The sequence below is a fragment of the uncultured Arcticibacterium sp. genome (genome assembly GCF_964021845.1).
Classification (GTDB): Bacteria; Bacteroidota; Bacteroidia; order Cytophagales; family Spirosomataceae; genus Arcticibacterium.
On the sequence record NZ_CAXHZC010000001.1, the window covers coordinates 1,133,058 to 1,155,857 of the forward strand.

Below are 22,800 nucleotides of genomic sequence, written 5' to 3' on the forward strand. Positions count from 1 at the left end.
TGCGTCACAATTTACGAAAGCAAAAATGAGCAAACCAACTTTATTGATTTTAGCTGCCGGAATGGGTAGCAGATATGGCGGAATTAAGCAATTGGACCAATTTGGGCCTAACGGCGAAACTATCATTGATTATTCACTTTATGACGCCATCAGAGCAGGTTTTGGTAAAGTAGTCTTTATAATCAGAGAGGAATTAAGAGAGGATTTTGAGAAGACCTTCGGTCCAAAATTGACTGGAAAAATAGAATACGATTACGCTATTCAGGGCTTTCAAAGCTACGTTCCTGAGTCTTTAGGAAATATAGAAAGAGCTAAACCTTGGGGCACAGGCCATGCCATGCTATGTGCTTGGGAACAAACTGAAACCCCTTTTGCTGTTATAAATGCAGATGATTTTTATGGTGCAGAAGCCTACAAGACAATGGCTGATTTCTTGTCAAATAATTCTGATGAGAGCGTTCATGCTATGGTAGGTTATCAAGTAAAAAACACCCTTTCAGAAAACGGAACGGTATCACGCGGTGTTTGTGAGAAAGATGATGAAGGTTATTTAACTTCCGTGATTGAGCGTACCAAAATTTTAAGAAATGAAGCGGGTCAAATAGAATTTTTAGACAATGGTGAACCAGAACCTTTAGGTGAAAACACTCCTGTTTCTATGAATTTCTGGGGTTTTATGCCAAGTGCTTTTACCAAAACAAAAGAATACTTTGAGGCTTACGCCAAAGAAAACTATGATGCTCCTAAAGCTGAGTTTTATATACCAACTATCATGAGTAAAATGATGGGCGAAGGTGTTGGGAAATGTAAGGTTTTTGATACTTCTTCAGATTGGTTCGGAGTAACATATCCAGATGATAAGCCAGATGTTCAGGCTTCCATTCAAAAGCTAGTGAATGATGGAGCATATCCATTGAAGCTTTGGGAGTAGATTTTACTTCTTAGGCATTTTTTGAAGCAAACCTGTCTGCCGTTGGTAGAGATTAGGCACGGATAGTTATTATTCGTGCTTTTTTTATTGTTGAGTCTATATTTTTCAACCCTTCCAGGGTTGCGGTAAACTCTTCGTTTTGTCTTTCTATTCACATTTAACCCCTTCGGGCTTGTACAAGCATCGATTGTTTGGGAAGGCAGGCAAGCCCGAATGGGCTTGAAAACGAATAGAAGAGTATTAAGATTCAGAGGAAAGAAGCCTGAAGGGCTTCAATATCAATCAGGCTACTTATAAATAGTCAGTACCTTTTTTTATCCATCGGTTGTTGTTACACATATTTCAACCCTTTCAGGGTTTTGGTAAATTCTACGTTTTATTTTCTATTCATATTTAACCCATTCAGGGTTATTGATTACGCTAAACAATTCGAAAGAGAGTTTTCAAGCCCGAATGGGCTTGAATATGAATAGAAGAGTATTAAAATCCGCGGTTAGAAGCCTGAAGGGCTTCAATATTATTCTGCCTTACTCATTTGAACAAAAAAAGACACGGATGCTATTTGTATCCGTGTCAAATCTGTGTTAATCCCTGTCTGTCGACAGACTGCCGTGCTATAAGAACGCTACCCTTTCTTCACTTCCTCTATAACTCTAATCTGCTCTGCCACTTCTTCAGGCTTGATGATAGGCTCTGCTCCGTTAAGGATTACATCGGCCAGGTTATTATAAAGCTGCATCCAGTCGCCAGGGAAGGTATCTATCTCCCCTTTCATTTCCATACCGGCAAGGTTGGCTGTTAATTGACCATTGTTTTCAACAGCCTCAAAACCGAAATCAGCATGAACACCAGGAAGCATTCCTGCTTTCAAATGGTCTTCTTGAGGGTCTAAACCATGTTTTATGAATGAACCATTGGTTCCATGAATCGAGTACCTCGGTTCAAATTCCTTCACCATTAAGCTGGCACTTAATTTCACTTTTACTTTGCCATAATTCATATTCATGTTAAAAGCATCATCTATAGTGCTGTTTTCTCTTTGAGTGAAAACCTCGCCATTCACACTCTCAGGATTACCAAAAAGATATATGGCTTGGTCAATAAGGTGAGCTCCTAAATCATAAATTATTCCGTTGGCAGGCGTTACCGCTTCTTTCCAAGGCTTTTTATTTAAAATTGGATTATATCGGTGCCATCTGGCTTCATAAGAAAGTATTTCACCTAAAACACCTGACTCTATCACTCTTTTGACAGTCATAAAGTCACCATCAAAACGTCTGTTTTGATAAATCATCAGTGTTTTATTCACCTTTTTGCAAAGCTCCACTAATTCCTGAGCTTCTTCATAGGTAGCCGTCATTGGTTTTTCTACCAAAACATGCTTACCAGCGTTCAGAGCCTTCTTACAATAGTCGAAATGCGTACTACTAGGCGAACAAATAGAAATTAGGTCAATCTCAGGGTCAGCCAAAAGCTGGTCTAAATCTACGGCCTTTTGCGTGCCTTTGAACAAATCTTGTCCAATGTCTTGCGATGTGACTATATATTTTAAATCAAAATTTGGGTGTAACACAAAATATGGTGCTTGTAACCATCTACCTGAGAGTCCGAAACCTACTAATCCTACTTTTATCATGTTTTTAATTGCTATTGGCTTTGAGCCTTTAGCTTTTTATTGGTTGAATACTTTTTTAGTTCTCTGTCGCTTGATAACATTTGACTGTTTGTCAGATGATAGATGTCGGCAAAATATAAAACATCATGCATCCAACACCAGACATCTGACAAAATGCCCTTACTACAACTCCACCTCTACCTGATGTCTCAAAATATCCTCAAAAGTTTCTCTTTCTCTAATAAGATGCGTCCGCTTATTGTAAATTAATACTTCCGCCGGTCGAACTCGTGAGTTATAATTTGAAGCCATGCTAAAACAGTAGGCTCCTGCATTTTTCATCGCAATAATATCACCTGGACTTACCACCGGCATTTTTCTATCTTTTCCTAGCGTGTCTGTTTCACAAATATAACCAACTACGTCATACGTTTCCAGTTTAGATGTGTCAGTATTACTCACGTTTAATATTTCTTGGAAGGCGTCATACATCATTGGTCTTATCAAATGATTCAATCCTGAATCTACATGTACAAAATTTCTAGCAGGGTTATGCTTAACCACATTACAAGTCATTAAGAATGTACCACTTTCACTTACAAGGTACTTACCAGGCTCAAACCACAGCTGAACGCTTCTGCCATATCTTTTCTCAAAAGCCGCAAACTCTTGAACCACTTCTTTTCCTATTTCAGCAATATCAGTAATGACATCTTCATCATGATAGGCCACTTTAAAACCAGAACCCATGTCAATAAACTCCAGATTTGGAAAGTGCTGTTCTGCCAATTCAAAGGACTTTTTCATGGCTTTTACTATCACAGAACCATCCTTAAAGTCAGAGCCATTGTGCTGATGTAAACCAACAATTCTTAAATCATAGGTTTTAACTAGTTCCAAAACCTTATCAATATGCTGAATAGGAATTCCAAATTTAGAATCAGCATGACCCGTAGAAATTTTAATATTTCCACCCGCCATTATTGCAGGATTAATGCGAATGGCTATTGGGTGAGCATTGCCATACTTTTGTCCAAACTCCTCCAAAAGGTTTAAACTATCTACATTTAAGCGAATTCCTAATGACAAAGCTTCTTCAATTTCAGAGAAAGCCACACCGCTGGGTGTATACTGAATCTGGTTTGGCTCATAGCCTGCCTTAAGAGCTAATTGAATTTCCTCTATAGATACTACATCAATGTCAACGCCATTTTTAAGCATCAATTTCAATATATTAATATTGGTAAGAGCTTTACACGCATATTTCAATTTGACGGTCACGCCATCAAAACCTTTTCTCATTTTTGAGACCTGCTCCTCTATTTTATTTCCATCATAAACGTATAATGGAGACCCAAATTCTTTTACCAACGCTTCTGGTTGGCGATTCTGAATGCTATAAATGCCGTTTTCTAAACTAATCAATGTAACTATGAATTAAATTTTGGCAAAGATATGGAAAGCATTGAAAACTGTTAGGCTATATGTTTTAACTTTGAAACACATTTATTTTATCATTCTTTATTCCCTTTAAAGGTTTTAAAGATTCTCAAACATCTCAAATAAACTAAAATCAAAATGTTAAAAAGACTTCTACCAATTCTTCTTCTCTTTTCTGTACTGAATAGTTTTGGTCAAATTGTGGCTGGACCTATGCTTGGTTACTCAGAAATGCGAGAAGTAATGCTATGGGTACAAACAGAAAAAACAGCTGTGGTGAAATATAATTATTGGGTTAAAGATGGTGATGGCACCAAGTTCTCAACCGACCCAATTATTACTAAAAAAGGGAATTACTACATAGCTAAAGCAATAGCTGAAGACGTTTTGCCTGGTAATAAATACGAATATGAATTAGTCATTGACGGTAAAAAACAAGCTTTTGACTATCCACTTGAATTTCAAACACAAACCCTATGGCAATACAGAACAGACCCTCCTGCTTTTAAATTTGCAGTAGGAAGCTGTGTTTATACTAACGAACCTGAGTTTGACCGCCCAGGACGTGGCTATGGTTATACTTTTGACGTTTTTAATAAAATTTATGACGAAAATCCAGACTTTATGGTTTGGGGAGGAGATAATATTTATCTCAGAGAGGTTGATTGGAATACAAGAAGTGGGATTTATAAAAGATATATTGATTTTAAGCGTCAGCCGGAACTTCAAAAATTATTTGCTAACACACACCATTACGCTACCTTAGACGACCATGACTATGGCCCAAATGATGCTGATAGGTCTTACTGGGGCAAATCATGGTCATTAGACGCTTTTGAACAAAACTGGGGTAATCCTAACTATATATTTCCTGGAGAATCTGTCACAGGTACTTTTATGTGGGAAGATGTTCAGTTTTTTATGATGGATAATCGCTCTTTCAGAGCTCCAAATTATTTGAATGATGAGTCTAAAGACTACTTTGGAGAGAAACAATTGAATTGGTTAATTGATGCTCTCACAAATAGCCGTGCTCCGTTTAAGTTTGTGGTTACTGGTGGCCAAGTGATAAACCAAGAGGCACTTTTTGAAAACATGTCTACTTTTCCTGGTGAGCGTAAAAGACTGTTAGATGCTATTGAGCACAATAACATTAGCGGCGTAGTTTTTATCACAGGAGATAGGCACCATACTTCTTTCAGAAAAATGGAAAGAGAAGGCACCTACCCATTATATGATTTAACCATCTCATCGCTGACTTCCGGAATGGCAAAACCTATGGACAAAGAAAGAACGGATTCTGATTTAATTCCAAACACCATTGTTGACGACCTTCAGAATTTCGGCGTTTTAGAGGTTTCTGGCGGAAGAACTGACCGAGTTTTAAAAATCAACATAGTTGACAACACAGGTGCTTACAGGTGGAATTATGAGATTAAGGCTCGTGATTTAAGAAAACCTAGAGATTAAGCAGTAATAAAATTTGCTATTCTAAACCTCTTTCTTCGCAAACTCGTATGTCTAGTAAAATTATGAAAATATGAAAAACTTAATTCTGGTTTTATTAGCCTTAGGTACTTTTAGCTGTTCATCTTCCGCCCAAAAGGGCTTATCTGATGACAAAGACTGCAACATTGAAAAAGTAACAAAGAAGGATAAAGAGTGGAAAGCTCAATTGACAGACATGCAGTACAAGGTTGCTCGGCAATCTGGAACAGAACGAGCCTTTACAGGAGTTTATTGGGATAATAAGAAAGATGGTATTTATAAATGTATAGGGTGCGACTTACCTCTCTATTCTTCAAAAACTAAATTCAAATCAGGTACAGGCTGGCCTTCTTTTTATGAAGCTATAGACCCATGTAATGTAAAAGAAGTTAGGGATATTTCTTTAGGGATGGTTAGAACAGAAGTAATATGTGCAAGGTGTGAGTCTCATTTAGGTCATGTTTTTAATGATGGGCCTAAGCCAACGGGAATGAGACATTGCTTAAATTCAGCAAGTTTAAGCTTTGAAGAAAAAATGTAATTCTGCGTCTAGAATAATATTTGAATAACTTTGCTAACTATTAAATTTAGGCTTCTTTTTCAATACCGAAAATGAAGCCTATTTTTGTTTCAATACTTTTTAAACAAGGCTTTGCCTAAAAATACATTTCATGGAGAAAAACATAGAATTTCTATACAAATACTTGAACAATGCTTCACCTACTGGTTTTGAATATCCTGGCCAGCAAATATGGTTAGATTATGTAAGACCGTTCATTGATGAAACTATCATTGACAATTACGGAACAGCGGTAGGAGTTATAAATCCTGGTCAAGATTATAGTGTGGCTATTGAAGCTCATGCCGATGAAATTTCTTGGTTTGTAAACTACATTACGCCAGAAGGGTACATTTATGTTATTAGAAATGGTGGCTCTGACCATCAAATAGCCCCTTCTATGCGTGTTAATCTTCACACACGCAAAAACGGGATAATCAAAGGTGTTTTTGGATGGCCGGCTATTCACGTTAGGAATGCTCAAAATGAAGAAGCACCGTCATTAAAGAATATTTTTGTTGATGTAGGAGCGTCTACTGCTGAAGAAGTAGCTGAAATGGGCATTACAGTTGGAACTGTCATTACTTTTGAAGATGGTCTAACTGAGCTTAACAATAAATATTATACTGGAAGAGCTCTTGACAACAGAATGGGCGGTTACATGATTGCAGAAGTAGCTCGTAAACTTCATGAGAACAAGATTAAACTTCCTTTTACCTTATATGTAGTCAACGCCGTTCAAGAGGAAATTGGGCTTCGTGGTGCAGAAATGATTAGCCGTAAACTAAAGCCAGATGTGGCTATTGTTACGGACGTAACGCATGACACGCAGTCGCCTATGTATGACAAAAAGAAATCGGGAGATGTAGCCTGCGGCAAAGGACCAACAGTTTGTTACGGACCTGCGGTTCAAAACAACCTTTTGAACTTTATAATCGATACTGCCGAGGAAAAGAACATTCCAATACAGCGTCAGGCTACTAGTCGTTCTACAGGAACAGATACTGATGCTTTTGCTTATTCTGGCGAAGGCGTTCCTTCTGCTTTAATGTCGCTTCCTTTAAAATATATGCATACTACGGTCGAGACAGTTTCAAAAGGTGATGTACAGTCTTGTATTGATTTGTTTTATGAATTATTGCTAAAATTAGAATCTGGACAAGATTTTAAATATATCAAATAAGAGAAATAGCACTATTTCATTTAGATAATATTAACCCCAAGAGCTAGCGTTCTTGGGGTTTCTTTTTGTATTCAGGCCTCATTCTTAATAGATTCTTTCTTAATAAGACCTAGTCAAAACCTAAACGAAAAATTCCTCGTAAATTAAGCATCTCTAACAAATCGTCTCAATGCATATTGCCATTATAGGAAATGGAATTAGCGGTATTACAGCCGCCAGACATATCAGAAAGCTTTCTGACCATAAGATTTCCGTCATTTCTTCAGAAACCGAGCATTTCTATTCCAGAACTGCCCTCATGTATATTTACATGGGACACATGAAATACGAACACACCAAAGGTTATGAAGACTGGTTTTGGGAGAAAAACAGAATAGACTTGGTGTTTAGGCATGTAGATACTGTTGATTTTGAATCTAAAACCTTGTCGTTTTCAAGTGGTTCGGAAACATTAAACTACGATAAACTCATTATAGCAACAGGTTCGGCTCCTAATAAATTTGGCTGGCCAGGACAAGATTTAGAGGGTGTTCAGGGCTTATATTCCATGCAAGACTTAGAAAAGTTGGAGGAAAAATCGCCTGAAATAGAAACAGCAGTGATAGTAGGTGGTGGCTTAATTGGGCTTGAACTGGCAGAAATGCTAAAAACAAGAGACAAGAAAGTCATCATGTTGGTAAGAGAGAAGTCTTTTTGGAATGGTGTACTACCCGCAGCCGAATCTGAAATGCTGAATGAACATATCAAAGAGCATCACATAGATTTAAGGTTAGAAACGGAACTTGATGAAATAATTGACAATGGAAACGGCTCTGTAAAGGGTCTAAAAACTAAATCTGGAGAAAGTATAGATTGTCAATTTGTAGGACTAACTGTAGGTGTTCACGCTAATCTTGGCTTTCTAAAAGAGACGGAATTAGAGATTGATAAGGGAATATTGGTCAATAAATACTTAGAAACTAATATTAAAGATGTTTATGCCATAGGCGATTGCTGCCAACATAAAAATCCTCCGGCAGGAAGACGACCAACGGAGCAAATCTGGTATACGGGTAAAATCATGGGTGAAACACTGGCCAAAACTATCTGTAAAGAGCCTACTAAATACGAGCCAGGCGTTTTTTATAACTCTGCCAAATTCTTAGATATTGAGTATCAAACCTACGGAACTGTACTGGCAAAGCCAGAGGATAATGTAGAGAGTTTCTTCTGGAAACATCCTGAAAAAAACATTTTGGTACGCTTAAACTTCGAAAAAGAAAGTAAGGCCATTATTGGTGTGAATACCTTTGGAATAAGGATGCGTCATGAAACTTGGGATAAATGGCTCACCGATAAAACCAGTGTGGAAGATATTTTGATTGACTTGCCCAAGGCGAATTTTGACCCTGAGTTTTTTGCTACTTATGAGCAAGACATTGTTTCCCATTATAATCAGACTTACAACACTCATTTAGAACTAAAAAAGCCTAAGAAGAGCTTTTTCTCAAAACTTTTCAATTAAGAAAGATGAATATCAATCAGATAAAAAATATAGGAGCTGCCATAGTTCTAAGTGCCTTGGCCATTTGGATAGGCCTTTTGTTTGGCAATAGCTTTCAGCTTAATGAAGCCAGCTTTGATAAAACAGTAGCTAGTGAACACCGCTTTCTTCTAAAAGAGAAGCTTGCTCCCGCTTTTGAATCAGCATCTTCAAATGTATTCTCATTTACAAATAAGATAGTTGCGGCCGAGTCAGAAGTAAATAAAGCTTTAGAAGCTGAAGGCAAAGGTGATTTAAAAATATCAGACTCTTATCAAATTGCCCTTACGAAGGCTTCTGGGGTGGGTTTTGTATCAAAAAACAATGTCCTACTTTTCTTTTTAGTCTTTGGATTGTTGATTTTCGGGACCATGCTTTTTATTCTTCCAGACTTAAAAAAACTACCAGGTATCAAAAACGATGGTATTTTTAAACACCCTGTCAATAGAGGAAAAGTGCTGGGAATAATTTTGGGAAGTTTACTTATCTCTTTTTATATCCTACTTTATTTCTTTCCTCAATACATCATTAACTGGCTCATAGTATTAGACCCGCTCAGCAAATTCATGAACGGAGGAATGGCAAGTCAATGGTTTTTATATGGCTTTCTTTATACGGTAGCAGTATTAACTATGGGTATTAGAATGCTCATTAAATACCGACATAATAAGTATCAAATGGTTAGAACAGGTTCTGTGATGTTCTTTCAGCTCATTTTTGCCTTTATGATTCCGGAAATATTGACAAAGCTTAATATGCCATCAGCCGATTTGAAGAATATGTGGCCACTGGATTACTCGTTCTTCTTTGATTATAGAATTGATGAGAAAATAGAAGCAGGCACTTTAGGAACATTTATGTTTGTTTGGGGCATTGTCTTGTTTGCAGTAGGTGTACCTGTTTTAACCTATTTCTTTGGTAAAAGATGGTATTGTAGCTGGGTCTGTGGATGTGGCGGTTTGGCAGAAACATTAGGAGACCCTTTTCGTCAACTATCTGATAAATCTATGAAGGCATGGAAAATAGAACGATACCTTATTCATACCGTTTTAGTGCTTGCCGTGGTTATGACTGCTGGTGTTTTGTTTACTTACTTTACTGGCAAACCTAAGCTTTTGGGAGTTTTAGATACTGGAACCTTAAGATACTATTATGGTTTTGGTGTAGGCTCTATTTTCTCTGGAGTGGTAGGAACGGGCTTCTACCCTATTATGGGAAACAGAGTTTGGTGTAGGTTTGGCTGTCCTTTAGCGGCATATTTAGGTTTAGTACAACGTTTCAAAAGTAGATTCAGAATTACAACCAATGGTGGCCAATGTATCTCTTGCGGAAACTGCTCTACCTATTGCGAACAAGGTATTGATGTGAAAGCCTATGCACAGCGTGGTCAAGATATTGTAAGGTCTTCATGCGTTGGCTGTGGAATCTGTTCTGCTGTATGCCCAAGAGGTGTTTTGAACTTAGAAAACTTAGCTGAAGACACTAAAAAAATCTAATTCTTTAACCGTTTATTTCTACTTTCTTTCCGTTTATACAATAATTCATTTTTGAACCTACAAAAAGCAAACTAATGGATGAATTAATACGTTTGCTCAGTGTTCTCTAAATAACACAAATCCAAGCGTAATTGAAAAGGCTATATATTCTTGTCTTAGTTCTCTACCTTCCATTCTTTCATGTCTTGGGGCAAAATATAACAATTACAGGAAAGGTATTTGATAGCGTAACTGAAGACCCCGTTCCATTTGCTACAGTAAGTTTAAAGGGATTTAATGTTGGTACAAATACCGATTTTGAAGGTAATTTCATTTTAAATTTTGAGGACCTTTTACCTGACTCCATAATGGTCAGCAGTATGGGTTTTGACAAAAAAGTTAGCCCCTTAGAAAAAGATTCTCTAGGTCAAGTTGTCAATAATCAGGTTTTGACGATTAGAATAAAACCAGGGTCCATTCAATTGGCAGAAGTGGTGGTAAGAGGTGGAGAAAACCCAGCCTGGCGAATCTTAAGAAAGGTGGTGGACAATAGAGACGCTACTAACTTTAAAAAGCTTGATGGCTATGAGCATCAAAGTTACAATAAGGTGGAGATTGATGTAAATAAGGTTAATTCCAAACTAGAAAAACGTAAAATCACCCAGAAAATTAATGAGGCCATAGAGTCCGTTGGAACCCTTACAGATGATGAAGGCGGAAAACTATTGCCCATGTTCATTTCGGAGTCTGTCTCTAATTATTATTACCTTAACAAACCTAGACTTTCCAAAGAGATTATTCGTAAAACAAATGTTAAAGGAATAGCGGTTACAGATGGTAGTCTGACTTCTCAGCTTATAGGCTCCACTTTTCAGCAGTATAATTTCTATGATAATCAATTAAATGTTTTACAGAAGAACTTCACCTCTCCTATTGGCAACGATTGGAAATCGGCTTATGAGTATTATTTAGTCGATAGTTTTGAAGTAGACCATGGTGATTATTTCTACGAAATCCAGTTTGAGCCTAAAAGAAAACAGGATTTAGTATTTACAGGATGGATGTGGATTAGCAAAGATAAAAGTGCTTTGGCTATGATAGATGCGACTATTACAAAAGATGCCAATCTGAATTTTATAGAGCGAATCAAAATTCAGCAAGAGTTAGAAGCGGTTGATGATGTTTACTTTCCCATTAAGAATAGGGTATTGGTTGATGTTTCTGAAATCACAAACAAATCCCCTGGTTTACTATTAAAGTTTACCAACTATAACGACAGTATAAAAATAGATGCTCCTAGAGACCTCAGTTTCTTTAAATCAGGACCTATTCAGCTTTCGGATGACTATCTAGAAACAGACATGGAATACTGGCAGTCTGTAAGAGCAGAGCCATTCAGTCAAGACGAAAAAAAGGCTTACATGATGATAGACAGCATTAAGGCTGTTCCAGTGGTTAAGCGGATATCTTCTTTGATAGATATTGCCACTTCTGGTCATATTAGACTTACCAAGGGGCTTGATTTTGGCCCAATAGTTAAAACTTTTGGACTAAATGATTTAGAAGGATTAAGACTTAGATTAGGATTTAGGACAGATATAGACTTTAGTAATAAATGGGTGCTTAAGGGATTCACAGCCTATGGGTTTAAGGATAAAGGCTGGAAAGGCGGTGCAGATGTAACCCATATTTTCTCTAAAAGCCCTTGGACAACCTTAAATGTAGGCTATCAGCGTGATTTAGAACAGGTAGGCTTTAGTCCTGAAGAAATTGGTTCTAGCACCTTATATGGTGCCGCGGTTTGGTTTGGAACCCTATTCCGACCTTATTATCAAAACAAGGCTAATTTTACTTTTCAAAGGGATATATCAAAAGGCGTTACTGCGAAAATAGGTTTTGAGAATAAAACCTTTGAGCCACTGTATAATTTCTCTTTTTACCCAAATACTTCTGATTTAAGTAGTGCTCAGAATAGTTTTTCCACGTCAAACATAAATGCCGAACTTACTTTTGCGAGAGACCAGCTTTCGGTGGTTAGCGATAATGATAAATTGGATTTTGGTACGGTAAAATCTCCTACCGTAACGCTTGCCTATAAATTAGGTCTTAAAGATGTATTAGGAAGTGATTTTAGCTATCATTCCTTGGCTTTACGATATAAGCATAAGTTGAATTTTGGCTACTTTGGTAAAACATATTATCGCTTAGAAGCCGGTAAGATATTTGGAGATTTACCCTATCCGCTATTAAAAAATCACTTAGGAAACGAAACCATTATTTCCGTTTCAAACTCCTTTAACCTAATGGATAACTCTGAATTCTTGAGTGACCAATATGCCTATGCTCGCTTTTATCATGATTTTGAGGGTTTATTTCTCAATAGATTCCCCTTAATCAAAAAGCTAAAGCTGAGAACCTTCGCAAGCGGTAAATTCTTAGTTGGTTCCTTAACTGACACCAATTTTATAGGAGCAAATCAAAATTCAGAAGAAGGATTTCTGCCTTTTAAAAGACTTGAATTATCTGTCCCCTATACAGAGTTAAGCTATGGTATTAGTAATATTTTCAGATTTCTGAAAGTAGAAGCGGTGCATAGATTGACATATCTTGAAGGTGATAACACGCGTAAGTTTGGTGTCAAAGTGGCTGCTGAATTAAGCTTATAGGCTATAAAGTGTTTGTAAAAGAGTCTAAGTAACATCTCTCACATTTTATTGAAGCTGTCTTAACTAGTTTTGTATTGAACAAAAAGATAAAATCATGACAGTTAAAGAACAAATACAAAACAATATAGGAACTATAGTAGATGTAAGAACCATTGGGGAATTTCAAGGTGCACATGCCGCTGGTTCAAAAAATATCCCATTAAGTGAGGTTCCTGCTAGATTAGAAGAAATCAAGCAATTACCTATGCCACTTATTTTATGCTGTGCTTCAGGAAATAGAAGTGGACAGGCTACTGGCTATTTAAGTGCAAATGGCGTAGACTGCCAAAACGGAGGTTCATGGATGGATGTTAATTATCTGCAATCAGAATGTTTGAGTAATTAAATTCTGTAGAGAATCTTATCTATATCTAAGATTGAATTATAAGGATAAGCTGCCTTTGGGCGGCTTTATTTTTTAAATTTGACTTATGAATTTACATGTAATAGATGCCGGAAACTTTAAACTTGACGGCGGTGCTATGTTTGGCGTGGTACCTAAAACGCTTTGGTCAAAGAAAATACCTTCCGATGATATAAATTTGTGCAGTTGGAAAATGCGTTGTCTGTTAATTGAAGATGGCGAAAGACTCACGCTTATAGATACTGGAATGGGAGACAAACAACCCGAAAAGTGGCTTTCTTATTATTACAGACATGGCGAAGGTGACTTAATTCGCTCTATCAGAGCAAAAGGTTTTCATGAAGATCAAATAACTGATGTTATTCTAAGTCATTTACATTTTGACCACGCAGGTGGTGCCGTCAAATGGAACAGCACAAGAGATAAATTAGAACTAACTTTTCCAAATGCTAAATATTGGACGCACTCTTCTCACTGGGACTGGGCTATGAACCCAAATGCTAGAGAAGCTGCTACCTTTTTAGAAGAAAACCTAAAGCCTATTCAGGAATTAGGTCATTTGAACTTTATTGATAAGTCTCCCGATGCTTTCAGCTCAAATTACAAGTTTCTTTATGCCAACGGCCATACAGAAAAGATGATAATGCCAGTGCTTGATATCAAAGGCCAAAAGGTAGTCTTTATAGCAGATACCATTCCGTCACATGCTCATATTCATATTCCGTGGGTGATGGGTTATGACGTTAGGCCGCTTGAAACCATGAATGAAAAGGCTAGTTTACTTAAAACCATAGCAGACGAAAAGTGGCTAGTTTACTTTGACCATGACCCTTTCTATGAACTTGCAAGCATTAAAGAAACTGAAAAAGGTTTTAAACCAGACTATTTAGGAAACCTAAGCGAGTATTTCTAATGGGTCAAAAAAAAATAGGATTATGCCTTTCTGGTGGCGGAGCCCGTGGTTTTGCCCATTTAGGAGTGTTGCAAGCCTTTGATGAGTTAAATATTCCTATTTCGATGATTTCTGGCTCTAGTGCGGGGGGGCTTGCTGCGGCACTATATGCCGAAGGCCACAAACCTTATTACATTCAGGAATTTATTCTTAGAAAAAGTCTGTGGCGTTATTTAAGACTCTCGCCAAGCAGAATGGGACTTATGAATCTTAGGAACACAGAAAAGGTACTCAGAGAACTTCTGCCACATGATTCCTTTGAGGGTTTGAAAATTCCAATTTCCGTTTGTGCCACAAATATGAGCAAAGGTGAGCCAAATTACTTTTCAGAAGGAGAACTCATTCATCCATTGCTTGCATCCGTAGCCATTCCTGTGGCATTTAAACCTGTTATTATCAACGGTGACCAATACTTTGACGGTGGATTGAGTAATAATTTGCCTTTAGAACCACTAGAAAGTACTGATTTTAAAATTGCTATTAACGTTACGCCTTTCATAAAAAGATTGCCTGTAAGGTCTTTTAAAGATGTGGTGCTTAAGTCTGTTTACATCTCTGTAGATAATCAAACACGTCAAAAAAGTCTAGCTGCCGACCTCACCATAGAGCCTGAAGGTATCATGAAGTTTGACGGTTTTAAGTTAAAAAACGCCGAGAAGATGTTTGAAACTGGTTATAATTCGGCTTTAAAGGCTCTAAAAACATTGCCTTTTTGATAGCCTCAGCTGGCTCAAATACATTTTAATCCAACATTCTATCTTAATTGGCATTAAAATGGATAATTTTGATTTGAAATAAGCGTTTTTACTAAAAATTGACTGTAGCTTGAGAAAACTAATTCTCGTATTTTGTGTAGCACTAACTGCTCTTTCATGTTCGCAGTTTAGTAATTCCCCCACCAGCAAAGCTTGGCATAATATGAATGCCAAATTTAATGCTTCCATTGATGCTAATGATTACTTTGACTGGGCCATGCATAAAATTGATTCGTCTAGAATAGAAGATTTTACGGCTCCCCTACCTATTCTTTATCGTATTGACTCTAATGAAACTATGGTTTCAAAACCAGAGTTGGATGAAGTTATTAGATTAACATCTTTGGTAGCAGAAAGGCACTCGAATTCTAAATACTTAGATGGTTCTTATCTTTTGCTTGGTAAAGCGAGGCTTTTCAAAGGCGATTTTATAAACGCTTCGGAGGTTTTTAAATACGTAAACTCAAATCATAAATCTGAGGAATATCGAAACAAGGCTTTGATATGGTTAATGCGGACTTATTTAGAGACTGGCGACCTAAACAAAGCAGATGAAGTATCAAAGGCAATAGTAGGTTTAGACCTTTCCAAAAAGGATAAAGCAGATTTCTTTCAAATTAAAGCAGCTTTCCATCAGCAAAAAGGAGAAATGGCTTTAGCAGCAGTCTTTTTAGAGGAAGCTCTAAAGACCATGAAAAAATCTACACGAAAGGCTAGAGCACATTTTATAGTTGGACAACTTTATGCTGATTTACAGCGAGGTTCTTTAGCTAGAAAAAACTGGAGAGCCGTAGTTAAAAACAAACCTACTTATGACCTCGAATTTAATGCTGGTATTGAGCTTCTTATGCTTGGTAGTAGTTTAGGGGCTAATGCCAACGCTAATTTTCTTAAAATGCTGGAAGACAGAAAGAACGTAGATTTAAAAGACAAAATCTACTTCAAAATGGCAGAGTCAAAGGCTGAGAATGGTAATTATCAAAGTGCTATTAAAGATTATTCAAAGTCAATTCAACTAGCTACAAACAAAACTCAGAAGGCTGGAGCATATCTTCAAATAGCAGAAATATACTATAGCAAGCTTCAACAATATGAAATGGCAAGCAAGTATTATGACAGTACACTGTTTAATATGAACGAGCGTTCTCTCAATTTTAAGGAGATTTCAGAAAAGGCTAATTCACTTTCCGACTTTGTCAAATATCAAAATGTGCTTCATATGGAGGATAGTCTTCAGGCTCTTGCAGCAATGAATCCACTAGCTTTAGAAAACAAGGTGGAGAAGATGCTGAAAGATGAAGAAGAGGAGAAACAGAGACTTTCAAAAGAAGCAGAGAGGCTTGCCCAAGAGGAAAGCAATAAAGCCATTTCTGGAAACTCAGGTTCATCTAATCCAAACAAATGGTTTTTCTATGACCAAGTGTCGCTTACAAGGTCAAGAGCAACATTTATTAGAACTTGGGGTGATAGACCTTTGGAAGATGACTGGAGAAGAAGAGACAAAGAAATAGGTAGCATAAGCTTTAAAATAGAAAAAGGAGTAGTAGGGAAAGATGACGTAGAAGTAGACCAGGAAGCGGCTTTAAAAGAGAAAGAGGAGGCTAGAAAAATGGCTGAATTAGAAAGTCAAAAACAGGCTATGTTATCCAAAATACCTGATACACCTCAGAAGTTAGCTCAGTCAAAAAGACGACAAGAAGAAGCCTATTACCAATTGGGAAAGATTTACAGGCTACAATTTAATGAAATAGACAACGCTCAAAAAACCTTTACCACCCTACTTCAAAAATTCCCAAATACAGATTACGAGCAAGAGGTACTTTACTTTCTAGCTTTAATGGCGGATAATAAAATTACGAATCCTTACAAAACAGCTTTAATCTCCAAATTTCCGCTTTCTACCTACGCAAGACAGCTAAAGAGGGGTTCTGTAGAAATAAATGCCGACACAGAAAGCAACGCCGAGCGTGATTATGCAGTCTTATATGCAGAATTTAAAAATGGTAACGTGGCAACGGCTTTAGAAAAAGCAGAAAAAGGATTATACGATTACACTGGAACAAGTTTGGAAGACAAATTTGCCATGCTTCGAATAATGCTTCTAGCAAAAACTGACAAAACCACTAATTACCGAATAGCTTTAATGGATTTCATGAGAAGTTACCCTTCCAGTAATTTGCTTCCTCAAGTTTCCGGTATGCTATCAACCCTATCGAAAAATAAATAAAATGCCAGACAAAAAACCTCCTATTCTAGGTTCTTGGAAAAACCTCTACATGCTTGTAATAGGTGTTCTTTTTTTTCTAATTGTGCTTTTTTATTTTCTGACTAAAACCTTCTCATGAGTACTTTAGACTGGATTTTCCTTTCTGCTACACTAGCATTTATTATCCTATATGGTATTTTTAAAAACAGGAAAAACACTAACCTCGATGGCTTTTTCTTAGGAAACAAATCGCTTCCCTGGTATAATGTGGGGCTTTCTGTAATGGCTACCCAGGCAAGTGCTATTACCTTTTTATCAGCCCCCGGTCAAGCATTTACAGATGGCATGGGCTTTATCCAGTTCTATTTTGGTTTGCCTTTAGCCATGGTGGTTTTGAGTATTACTTTTATTCCTATTTTCAATAGGTTAAAGGTTTTTACTGCATATGAATACTTAGAAGGTAGATTTGATGGCAGAGTTAGAGTATTTACCGCTATGCTATTTCTAGTGCAGCGAGGACTTTCTACTGGTATTTCCATCTATGCTCCTTCCATTATTCTTTCTACCATTTTTGGTTGGGATATTTTCTGGACCAATGCATTTATGGGAGGTACAGTCTTGACCTATACCTTAATAGGCGGAACTAAGGCCATTTCGCATACACACATTCAGCAAATGATAATAGTGACCGCCGCTATGGTTTTTGCCGGTATAATGGTGGTACAGCTTTTACCAGCTGATATTGGAGTTATTGACGCTGTCAAAGTTGCAGGAAAGGCAGGAAAAGTAAATATTATCAATCTAGAGTTTAATCCTAAAGAAAAATATAACGTTTGGTCAGGTATTTTAGCTGGATTCTTTTTACAGCTCTCCTATTTCGGTACGGACCAATCTCAAGTAGGACGCTATTTAACAGCAAAAGATACTACGCAAAGTAGGCTCGGCTTACTTTTCAATGGTTTATTGAAAATACCAATGCAGTTTGGTATTCTATTTATTGGTGTTTTGGTTTTTGTCTTTTATCAATTCAACACTTCTCCCCTTTTCTTTAATCAAGTAGAAACAGACAAATTATTAGATAGTCAGTATGCCAATGAATACAGAGCTTTAGAATTAGAGCATAAGGCCAACGCGGAAATCAAGAAGGTTGAGATTTACAAACTTCACGAAGCCATTCAGTCGCAAGATGAAGTTAAAATTTCAGCAGCCCAAGAGGCCATTCAAATAGGAGAAGACAAATTCAAAGCCTTAAAAGCAAAAGTGAGTGATTTGATAAAAAAGAATAACCCAGAGGGTGATTCTGGTGATATAAACTACATTTTCATTCGATTTATTTTAGACCATTTACCCCATGGTTTTATTGGCTTGTTAATCGCCGTTATATTTTCAGCATCCATGGGTTCCGTTGCTTCTGCCTATAATTCTTTGGCGGCTTGTACAGTAATAGATGTGCTTAAGAAAAGAAAATCTTGGAATCACTCCGAGTCTAAAGAATTGATGATATCTAAGCTTATCACCATTTTCTGGGCCATATTCTGTATTATAGTTGCTTTCTTTGCCAATAAACTCGGCAGCAGTATGATTGAACTAGTCAATGTGCTAGGCTCCTGGTTTTACGGAATTATCCTTGGTATTTTCTTAGTAGCATTTTATTACAAAAAAATTGGAGGACAAGCCATTTTTTATAGTGCTGTCATTTCGCAGGTTCTAATTATTCTCATTTGGAAATTCGAATTAGTAGCCTACCTTTGGTTAAACCCTATAGGTTGTATCTTGGTATTTTCATTCGCTTGGATTTTCCAGCAAATATTGAATATTAGAAAGTGAAAAAAAGTATTTTAATAGTAGAAGACGACGAACGAATAGCCCGTACTATTAGTAAAGGGCTAGAGGAATTAGGCTTTGAAACTTCAATTGCTTTTGATGGTAAAATAGCCCTTAAACTGGCATTAGGAAATACCTTTGATCTATTTTTACTTGACCTTAATCTTCCTGAATTAAACGGATATCAAGTAACTGAAGGGATAAGAAGAGCTGGTATAGAAACCCCTATTTTAATGCTTACGGCATTAGGTGAAACTGATGATAAAATTGAAGGGTTTGATAAAGGTGCAGACGATTATTTGGTAAAACCATTTGATTTTAGAGAGCTGGTAGCCAGAATTAATGCCTTACTTAAAAGAAGCTCTCCTCTTTCTGATGTCATCTCAAATGAGCTTATTGTAGCAGATTTAAAAGTAGATTTAGACGAAAAACTTGTTTACCGCGGAGACCAAGCCATTCAGTTAACGCCAAAGGAATTTGGCCTCTTAGAATACCTCATCTTAAATAAAGGGAAGGTTGTTTCTAAAGAAGAGATTGCCGAAGCTATTTGGGACCAAAACCCAGGAAAAAGCCTAAATGTAATAGAGGTTTACATCAATTTCTTAAGGAAGAAAATTGATAAAGATTTTGAGCCTAAGCTAATCAAAACCAAGTCTGGAATGGGTTATGTACTTCGAGAAGAATAAGTAGTTTTGTTTTTGGTACATCTTCAAGTATAAAAAGTTCTAAAAATTGACAATACGAACCAAAATAGCCTTACAGTTTTCCGTTATTGTGGCGGGTTTGCTTGCTGTTTTTTCTATTGGAATTTATTATTTATCCGAAAATTATAGAAAACAAGAATTTTATAATAGTCTAAGAGATAGAGCGGTTACTACTGCAAGATTACTTATCAAAGAACCTCAGATTGATAAACAACTGCTAAAGGTTATTGATAAAAACACATTGTCAACCCTCTACCCTGCTCAGGTTCTGGTTTTTAATGATTCTAACGAAGTGGCCTATTATAATTATGAGGCCGACACCATCTATTATAGCCCTGAGCTACTAAACAGAATCAGGAGTAAAAGATATATTGAAACCACTTTCGGAAGTAATCAGGTGGTGGGAACCATGTACTCTGACACGCTGAATAAGAGTTATGCTGTACTAGCTCAAGCAGAAGATGTTTATGGCAAAGAAAAACTCATGAACATTAGGGAGGCCATGTATACGGGCTATTTCTCTGCCATAATTCTAACCATTATATTAGGTTTTGTTTTTGCGGGGCAAAGTCTAAAACCCATTTCAAAAATCAATGAAGAAATTTCTCACATCACAGCAAGTAGTCTTAGAAAAAAGCTTGATACAGGTAACAATACCGATGAAATTGCCATTTTAGCGGTCAATTTTAACAAAATGCTCTCCAGGCTAGATTCATCTTTTGAACTTCAAAAAAGCTTTGTTTCAAATGCCTCTCATGAGTTAAGAACGCCGCTAGCCGCGGTTAAATCCGAAATTCAAGTAGCTCTTCAAAACGAGCGAACACCAGAAGAATACAAAACTATCTTAAATAGCCTTTTAAATGATAATCAGCGACTTATCAAACTGACCAATAGTTTACTACAATTGGCAAAATCTGAGGCTCAAGAAAACACCCTAAATCTTCGCCCTATCAGAATTGATGAAATTTTATTTGATGTTCAGGACGAGATTCTTCATTTAAACCCTGCCTATAAAATTCAGATAGATTTTGAAGATATTCCCGAAGATATCAATTGGGTGACTATTACTGGTAAGGAAGCTTTACTAAAGACCTTATTTACTAACTTAATTGACAATGCTTGCAAGTACTCCCAAAATCAACAAGCCGACGTCAAAATTAAGGCCAATAATCAGAATTGTCTTATCTCCGTAAGCGACACAGGAATCGGTATTCACAATGATGAATTAGAAAAGGTTTTTGAGCCTTTTTATAGAACTAAAAGAGCTACCTCCTATAAGGGTTCAGGTATAGGGCTTTCTATCTGTAAAAGGATAGTAGACTTACATCAAGGTAAGCTTTCAATTAAAAGTGAAGTGGACGTAGGAAGCCTTTTTGTGGTGGTACTTCCACATACTTAATCATTCTTCTGCATTGGTTTTAATGAAATTTACATTACGCCTCACACCTTCTAGTTTTGTGCGTTTTATGGGAGAATGGCGAAACAATTCCCTAAAAACCTCTTCTGTAATCTCTTCCCAATCGCTATTTGTAAAGCCTGCCAGCTCTGGCTTGAGTTTGAAATCAGGTGTAGTGTTTGGTTTTGAAAACCTGTTCCAAGGGCATACATCTTGGCAAATATCACAACCGAAAATCCAATTCTCCATTTTACCTTTTGCTTCCTCAGGAATAGCCTCTTTTAACTCTATAGTATAATAGGAAATACACTTACTCCCGTCTACCACATAAGGCTCCACAATAGCATCCGTGGGGCAGGCGTCTATACATGCTGTGCAGGTACCACAATAATCTTTAACTGGGCCGTCTTCTTCTAAAACTAAATCACAAATTATCTCTCCTAAAAAGAAAAAAGAGCCCATTTCTTTATTGAGCAAATTACTATGTTTTCCTACCCAGCCTAAGCCACTTTTTTCAGCCCAAACTTTATCCATTACGGGTGCGGAATCTACAAATATTCTCCCATCTACATCGCCTATTTCTTCCCTAATAAAAGCGAAAAGAGCTTTGAGTTTATCCTTTAAAACATAGTGGTAATCTTTGCCGTAGGCGTATTTAGATATCTTAAGGTCATCTTCACCTTCTGGCAGCCTTTTTCCAGGGTAATAATTAAGCATGACAGATATAACCGATTTGGCTCCGGGAACCAGTTTGGTAGGGTCTAGTCTTTTGTCAAAATGATTGGCCATCCAAGCCATTTTCCCGTTATAGTTCTTGTCAAGCCACTTTTCTAAGCGTGGAGCCTCTTTTTCGAGGAAGCCAGCTTTAGAAATACCACAAAAGTCAAAGCCAAGCTCGCGGGCTTTGTTCTTTATCTTTTCGGCGTTACTTCTGACTTTTATTTCCATTTCGTGCAAAGTACCGGTTTTGAAGATAAAATTAGATGTGTGACAGGTCTATTCATGAAAATTTAATTAATTCTGACATAATGACAGCCTTTAAGTAGATGGTTTAATTATTGATTATTTGAAGAAGGAGAAAAAAATGATTGAAAATGTCTGAAAATAATACAAAAGAAGAGAATATAGAAGAAGTGTCAGAAGAAAACCTGACAAGTCAAGAAGTTGAAGAAACTGTTGAACTGACAGAAGAAGAGCGTCTGACTCAAGAGCTTGCCGAACAAAAAGACAAGTTTGTTAGACTTTTCTCAGACTTCGAAAACTTTAGAAGAAGAACTGCTAAAGAAAAGATAGATAATGTTTTAAACGCAACTTCTGGTCTTATCAAAGAATTGCTTCCAGTTTTAGATGATTTTGAAAGAGCTCAAAATTCTTTTGAAACAGCTACTGAAATTGAACCTGTCAAAGAAGGGGTAGAATTAGTTTTTTCTAAGCTTAAGAAAACTTTAGAAAGTAAAGGTTTGAAGCCTATGGATTCTAAGGATACTGAATTTGATGTAGAACTTCATGAGTGCATCACGCAGTTTGACGGTGGCGAAGAGAAAAAAGGAAAAGTGATTGACGTAGTAGAAAAAGGCTATTACTTAAATGACAAGGTGGTAAGATACGCTAAAGTGGTGGTTGGTAGCTAATTATTTTTAAACACTATCAATCTAAAACTTTACAAAATTAAGCAGTAGCC

18 protein-coding genes are annotated in these 22,800 nt (G+C 36.9%); 15 read left to right on the forward strand and 3 right to left on the reverse strand.

What is annotated here, in order from left to right:
• Positions 1-25 precede the first annotated feature (25 nt).
• Positions 26-931 (forward strand): sugar phosphate nucleotidyltransferase, encoded by a 906-nt coding sequence (locus AADJ06_RS04800; protein WP_341225265.1) that lies wholly within the window; start codon positions 26-28, stop codon positions 929-931.
• Between the two features lie 625 nt (positions 932-1,556).
• Here the strand turns inward: AADJ06_RS04800 and AADJ06_RS04805 are convergent.
• Both AADJ06_RS04805 and lysA read right to left on the reverse strand, forming a co-directional pair.
• A complete protein-coding gene (locus tag AADJ06_RS04805) occupies positions 1,557-2,567 on the reverse strand; it encodes a Gfo/Idh/MocA family oxidoreductase (protein ID WP_341225266.1) in 1,011 nt (336 codons plus the stop codon).
• Between the two features lie 162 nt (positions 2,568-2,729).
• On the reverse strand, positions 2,730-3,971 hold the full coding sequence (gene lysA / locus AADJ06_RS04810; protein WP_341225267.1) for a diaminopimelate decarboxylase: 1,242 nt from the start codon (positions 3,969-3,971) through the stop codon (positions 2,730-2,732).
• A 153-nt stretch (positions 3,972-4,124) separates the two neighbouring features.
• On the opposite strand from lysA, the gene AADJ06_RS04815 reads away from it, so the two are divergent.
• The 13 genes from AADJ06_RS04815 to AADJ06_RS04875 all read left to right on the forward strand — a co-directional run bounded on the left by AADJ06_RS04815 (position 4,125) and on the right by AADJ06_RS04875 (position 21,122).
• Positions 4,125-5,456, forward strand: a complete 1,332-nt coding sequence (locus tag AADJ06_RS04815; RefSeq protein ID WP_341225268.1) for an alkaline phosphatase D family protein — start codon at positions 4,125-4,127, stop codon at positions 5,454-5,456.
• A 70-nt stretch (positions 5,457-5,526) separates the two neighbouring features.
• Positions 5,527-6,015: a peptide-methionine (R)-S-oxide reductase MsrB gene (gene msrB, locus AADJ06_RS04820; RefSeq protein ID WP_341225269.1), complete on the forward strand. Its 489-nt coding sequence runs from the start codon at positions 5,527-5,529 to the stop codon at positions 6,013-6,015.
• 130 nt (positions 6,016-6,145) lie between these two features.
• Positions 6,146-7,216: a M42 family metallopeptidase gene (locus AADJ06_RS04825; protein ID WP_341225270.1), complete on the forward strand. Its 1,071-nt coding sequence runs from the start codon at positions 6,146-6,148 to the stop codon at positions 7,214-7,216.
• A 169-nt stretch (positions 7,217-7,385) separates the two neighbouring features.
• Entirely contained in the window at positions 7,386-8,720 is a 1,335-nt protein-coding gene (locus AADJ06_RS04830) for an FAD/NAD(P)-binding oxidoreductase (RefSeq protein ID WP_341225271.1), read from the forward strand.
• 5 nt (positions 8,721-8,725) lie between these two features.
• Positions 8,726-10,234, forward strand: a complete 1,509-nt coding sequence (locus tag AADJ06_RS04835; protein WP_341225272.1) for a 4Fe-4S binding protein — start codon at positions 8,726-8,728, stop codon at positions 10,232-10,234.
• 131 nt (positions 10,235-10,365) lie between these two features.
• Positions 10,366-12,879 carry a DUF5686 family protein gene (locus AADJ06_RS04840; protein WP_341225273.1) on the forward strand — a complete coding sequence of 838 codons (2,514 nt, stop codon included), beginning with the start codon at positions 10,366-10,368 and terminating at the stop codon, positions 12,877-12,879.
• 94 nt (positions 12,880-12,973) lie between these two features.
• On the forward strand, positions 12,974-13,264 hold the full coding sequence (locus tag AADJ06_RS04845) for a rhodanese-like domain-containing protein (protein WP_341225274.1): 291 nt from the start codon (positions 12,974-12,976) through the stop codon (positions 13,262-13,264).
• A gap of 85 nt (positions 13,265-13,349) precedes the next feature.
• The gene (locus AADJ06_RS04850; protein WP_341225275.1) at positions 13,350-14,195 is read left to right on the forward strand and encodes an MBL fold metallo-hydrolase; all 846 of its coding nucleotides are present in this window, start codon (positions 13,350-13,352) and stop codon (positions 14,193-14,195) included.
• Entirely contained in the window at positions 14,195-14,950 is a 756-nt protein-coding gene (locus AADJ06_RS04855) for a patatin-like phospholipase family protein (protein ID WP_341225276.1), read from the forward strand. Before AADJ06_RS04850 ends, AADJ06_RS04855 begins: the two co-directional genes overlap by 1 nt.
• Before the next feature lie 109 nt (positions 14,951-15,059).
• Positions 15,060-17,216, forward strand: a complete 2,157-nt coding sequence (locus AADJ06_RS04860) for a tetratricopeptide repeat protein (RefSeq protein ID WP_341225277.1) — start codon at positions 15,060-15,062, stop codon at positions 17,214-17,216.
• A gap of 114 nt (positions 17,217-17,330) precedes the next feature.
• Positions 17,331-19,022, forward strand: coding sequence for a sodium:solute symporter (locus AADJ06_RS04865; protein ID WP_341225278.1), 1,692 nt, complete (start codon positions 17,331-17,333; stop codon positions 19,020-19,022).
• Positions 19,019-19,705 carry a response regulator transcription factor gene (locus AADJ06_RS04870; RefSeq protein WP_341225279.1) on the forward strand — a complete coding sequence of 229 codons (687 nt, stop codon included), beginning with the start codon at positions 19,019-19,021 and terminating at the stop codon, positions 19,703-19,705. Before AADJ06_RS04865 ends, AADJ06_RS04870 begins: the two co-directional genes overlap by 4 nt.
• A gap of 46 nt (positions 19,706-19,751) precedes the next feature.
• Complete coding sequence (locus AADJ06_RS04875; protein ID WP_341225280.1) at positions 19,752-21,122, forward strand: HAMP domain-containing sensor histidine kinase; 1,371 nt, start codon at positions 19,752-19,754, stop codon at positions 21,120-21,122.
• Here the strand turns inward: AADJ06_RS04875 and queG are convergent, their stop codons facing one another.
• Positions 21,123-22,067, reverse strand: a complete 945-nt coding sequence (gene queG / locus AADJ06_RS04880) for a tRNA epoxyqueuosine(34) reductase QueG (RefSeq protein WP_341225281.1) — start codon at positions 22,065-22,067, stop codon at positions 21,123-21,125.
• 146 nt (positions 22,068-22,213) lie between these two features.
• Between queG and AADJ06_RS04885 the strand changes: the two genes are divergently transcribed.
• Positions 22,214-22,750: a nucleotide exchange factor GrpE gene (locus tag AADJ06_RS04885; protein ID WP_341225282.1), complete on the forward strand. Its 537-nt coding sequence runs from the start codon at positions 22,214-22,216 to the stop codon at positions 22,748-22,750.
• The last annotated feature ends 50 nt before the right edge of the window (positions 22,751-22,800 follow it).

What these genes read in the sequence shown, in the direction of transcription:
- AADJ06_RS04800 (WP_341225265.1), top strand. Translation starts at nt 26, where the DNA reads ATGAGCAAACCAACTTTATTGATTTTAGCTGCCGGAATGGGTAGCAGA.
- AADJ06_RS04805 (WP_341225266.1), bottom strand. Translation starts at nt 2,567, where the DNA reads ATGATAAAAGTAGGATTAGTAGGTTTCGGACTCTCAGGTAGATGGTTA.
- AADJ06_RS04815 (WP_341225268.1), top strand. Translation starts at nt 4,125, where the DNA reads ATGTTAAAAAGACTTCTACCAATTCTTCTTCTCTTTTCTGTACTGAAT.
- msrB (WP_341225269.1), top strand. Translation starts at nt 5,527, where the DNA reads ATGAAAAACTTAATTCTGGTTTTATTAGCCTTAGGTACTTTTAGCTGT.
- AADJ06_RS04825 (WP_341225270.1), top strand. Translation starts at nt 6,146, where the DNA reads ATGGAGAAAAACATAGAATTTCTATACAAATACTTGAACAATGCTTCA.
- AADJ06_RS04830 (WP_341225271.1), top strand. Translation starts at nt 7,386, where the DNA reads ATGCATATTGCCATTATAGGAAATGGAATTAGCGGTATTACAGCCGCC.
- AADJ06_RS04835 (WP_341225272.1), top strand. Translation starts at nt 8,726, where the DNA reads ATGAATATCAATCAGATAAAAAATATAGGAGCTGCCATAGTTCTAAGT.
- AADJ06_RS04845 (WP_341225274.1), top strand. Translation starts at nt 12,974, where the DNA reads ATGACAGTTAAAGAACAAATACAAAACAATATAGGAACTATAGTAGAT.
- AADJ06_RS04850 (WP_341225275.1), top strand. Translation starts at nt 13,350, where the DNA reads ATGAATTTACATGTAATAGATGCCGGAAACTTTAAACTTGACGGCGGT.
- AADJ06_RS04855 (WP_341225276.1), top strand. Translation starts at nt 14,195, where the DNA reads ATGGGTCAAAAAAAAATAGGATTATGCCTTTCTGGTGGCGGAGCCCGT.
- AADJ06_RS04865 (WP_341225278.1), top strand. Translation starts at nt 17,331, where the DNA reads ATGAGTACTTTAGACTGGATTTTCCTTTCTGCTACACTAGCATTTATT.
- queG (WP_341225281.1), bottom strand. Translation starts at nt 22,067, where the DNA reads ATGGAAATAAAAGTCAGAAGTAACGCCGAAAAGATAAAGAACAAAGCC.
- AADJ06_RS04885 (WP_341225282.1), top strand. Translation starts at nt 22,214, where the DNA reads ATGTCTGAAAATAATACAAAAGAAGAGAATATAGAAGAAGTGTCAGAA.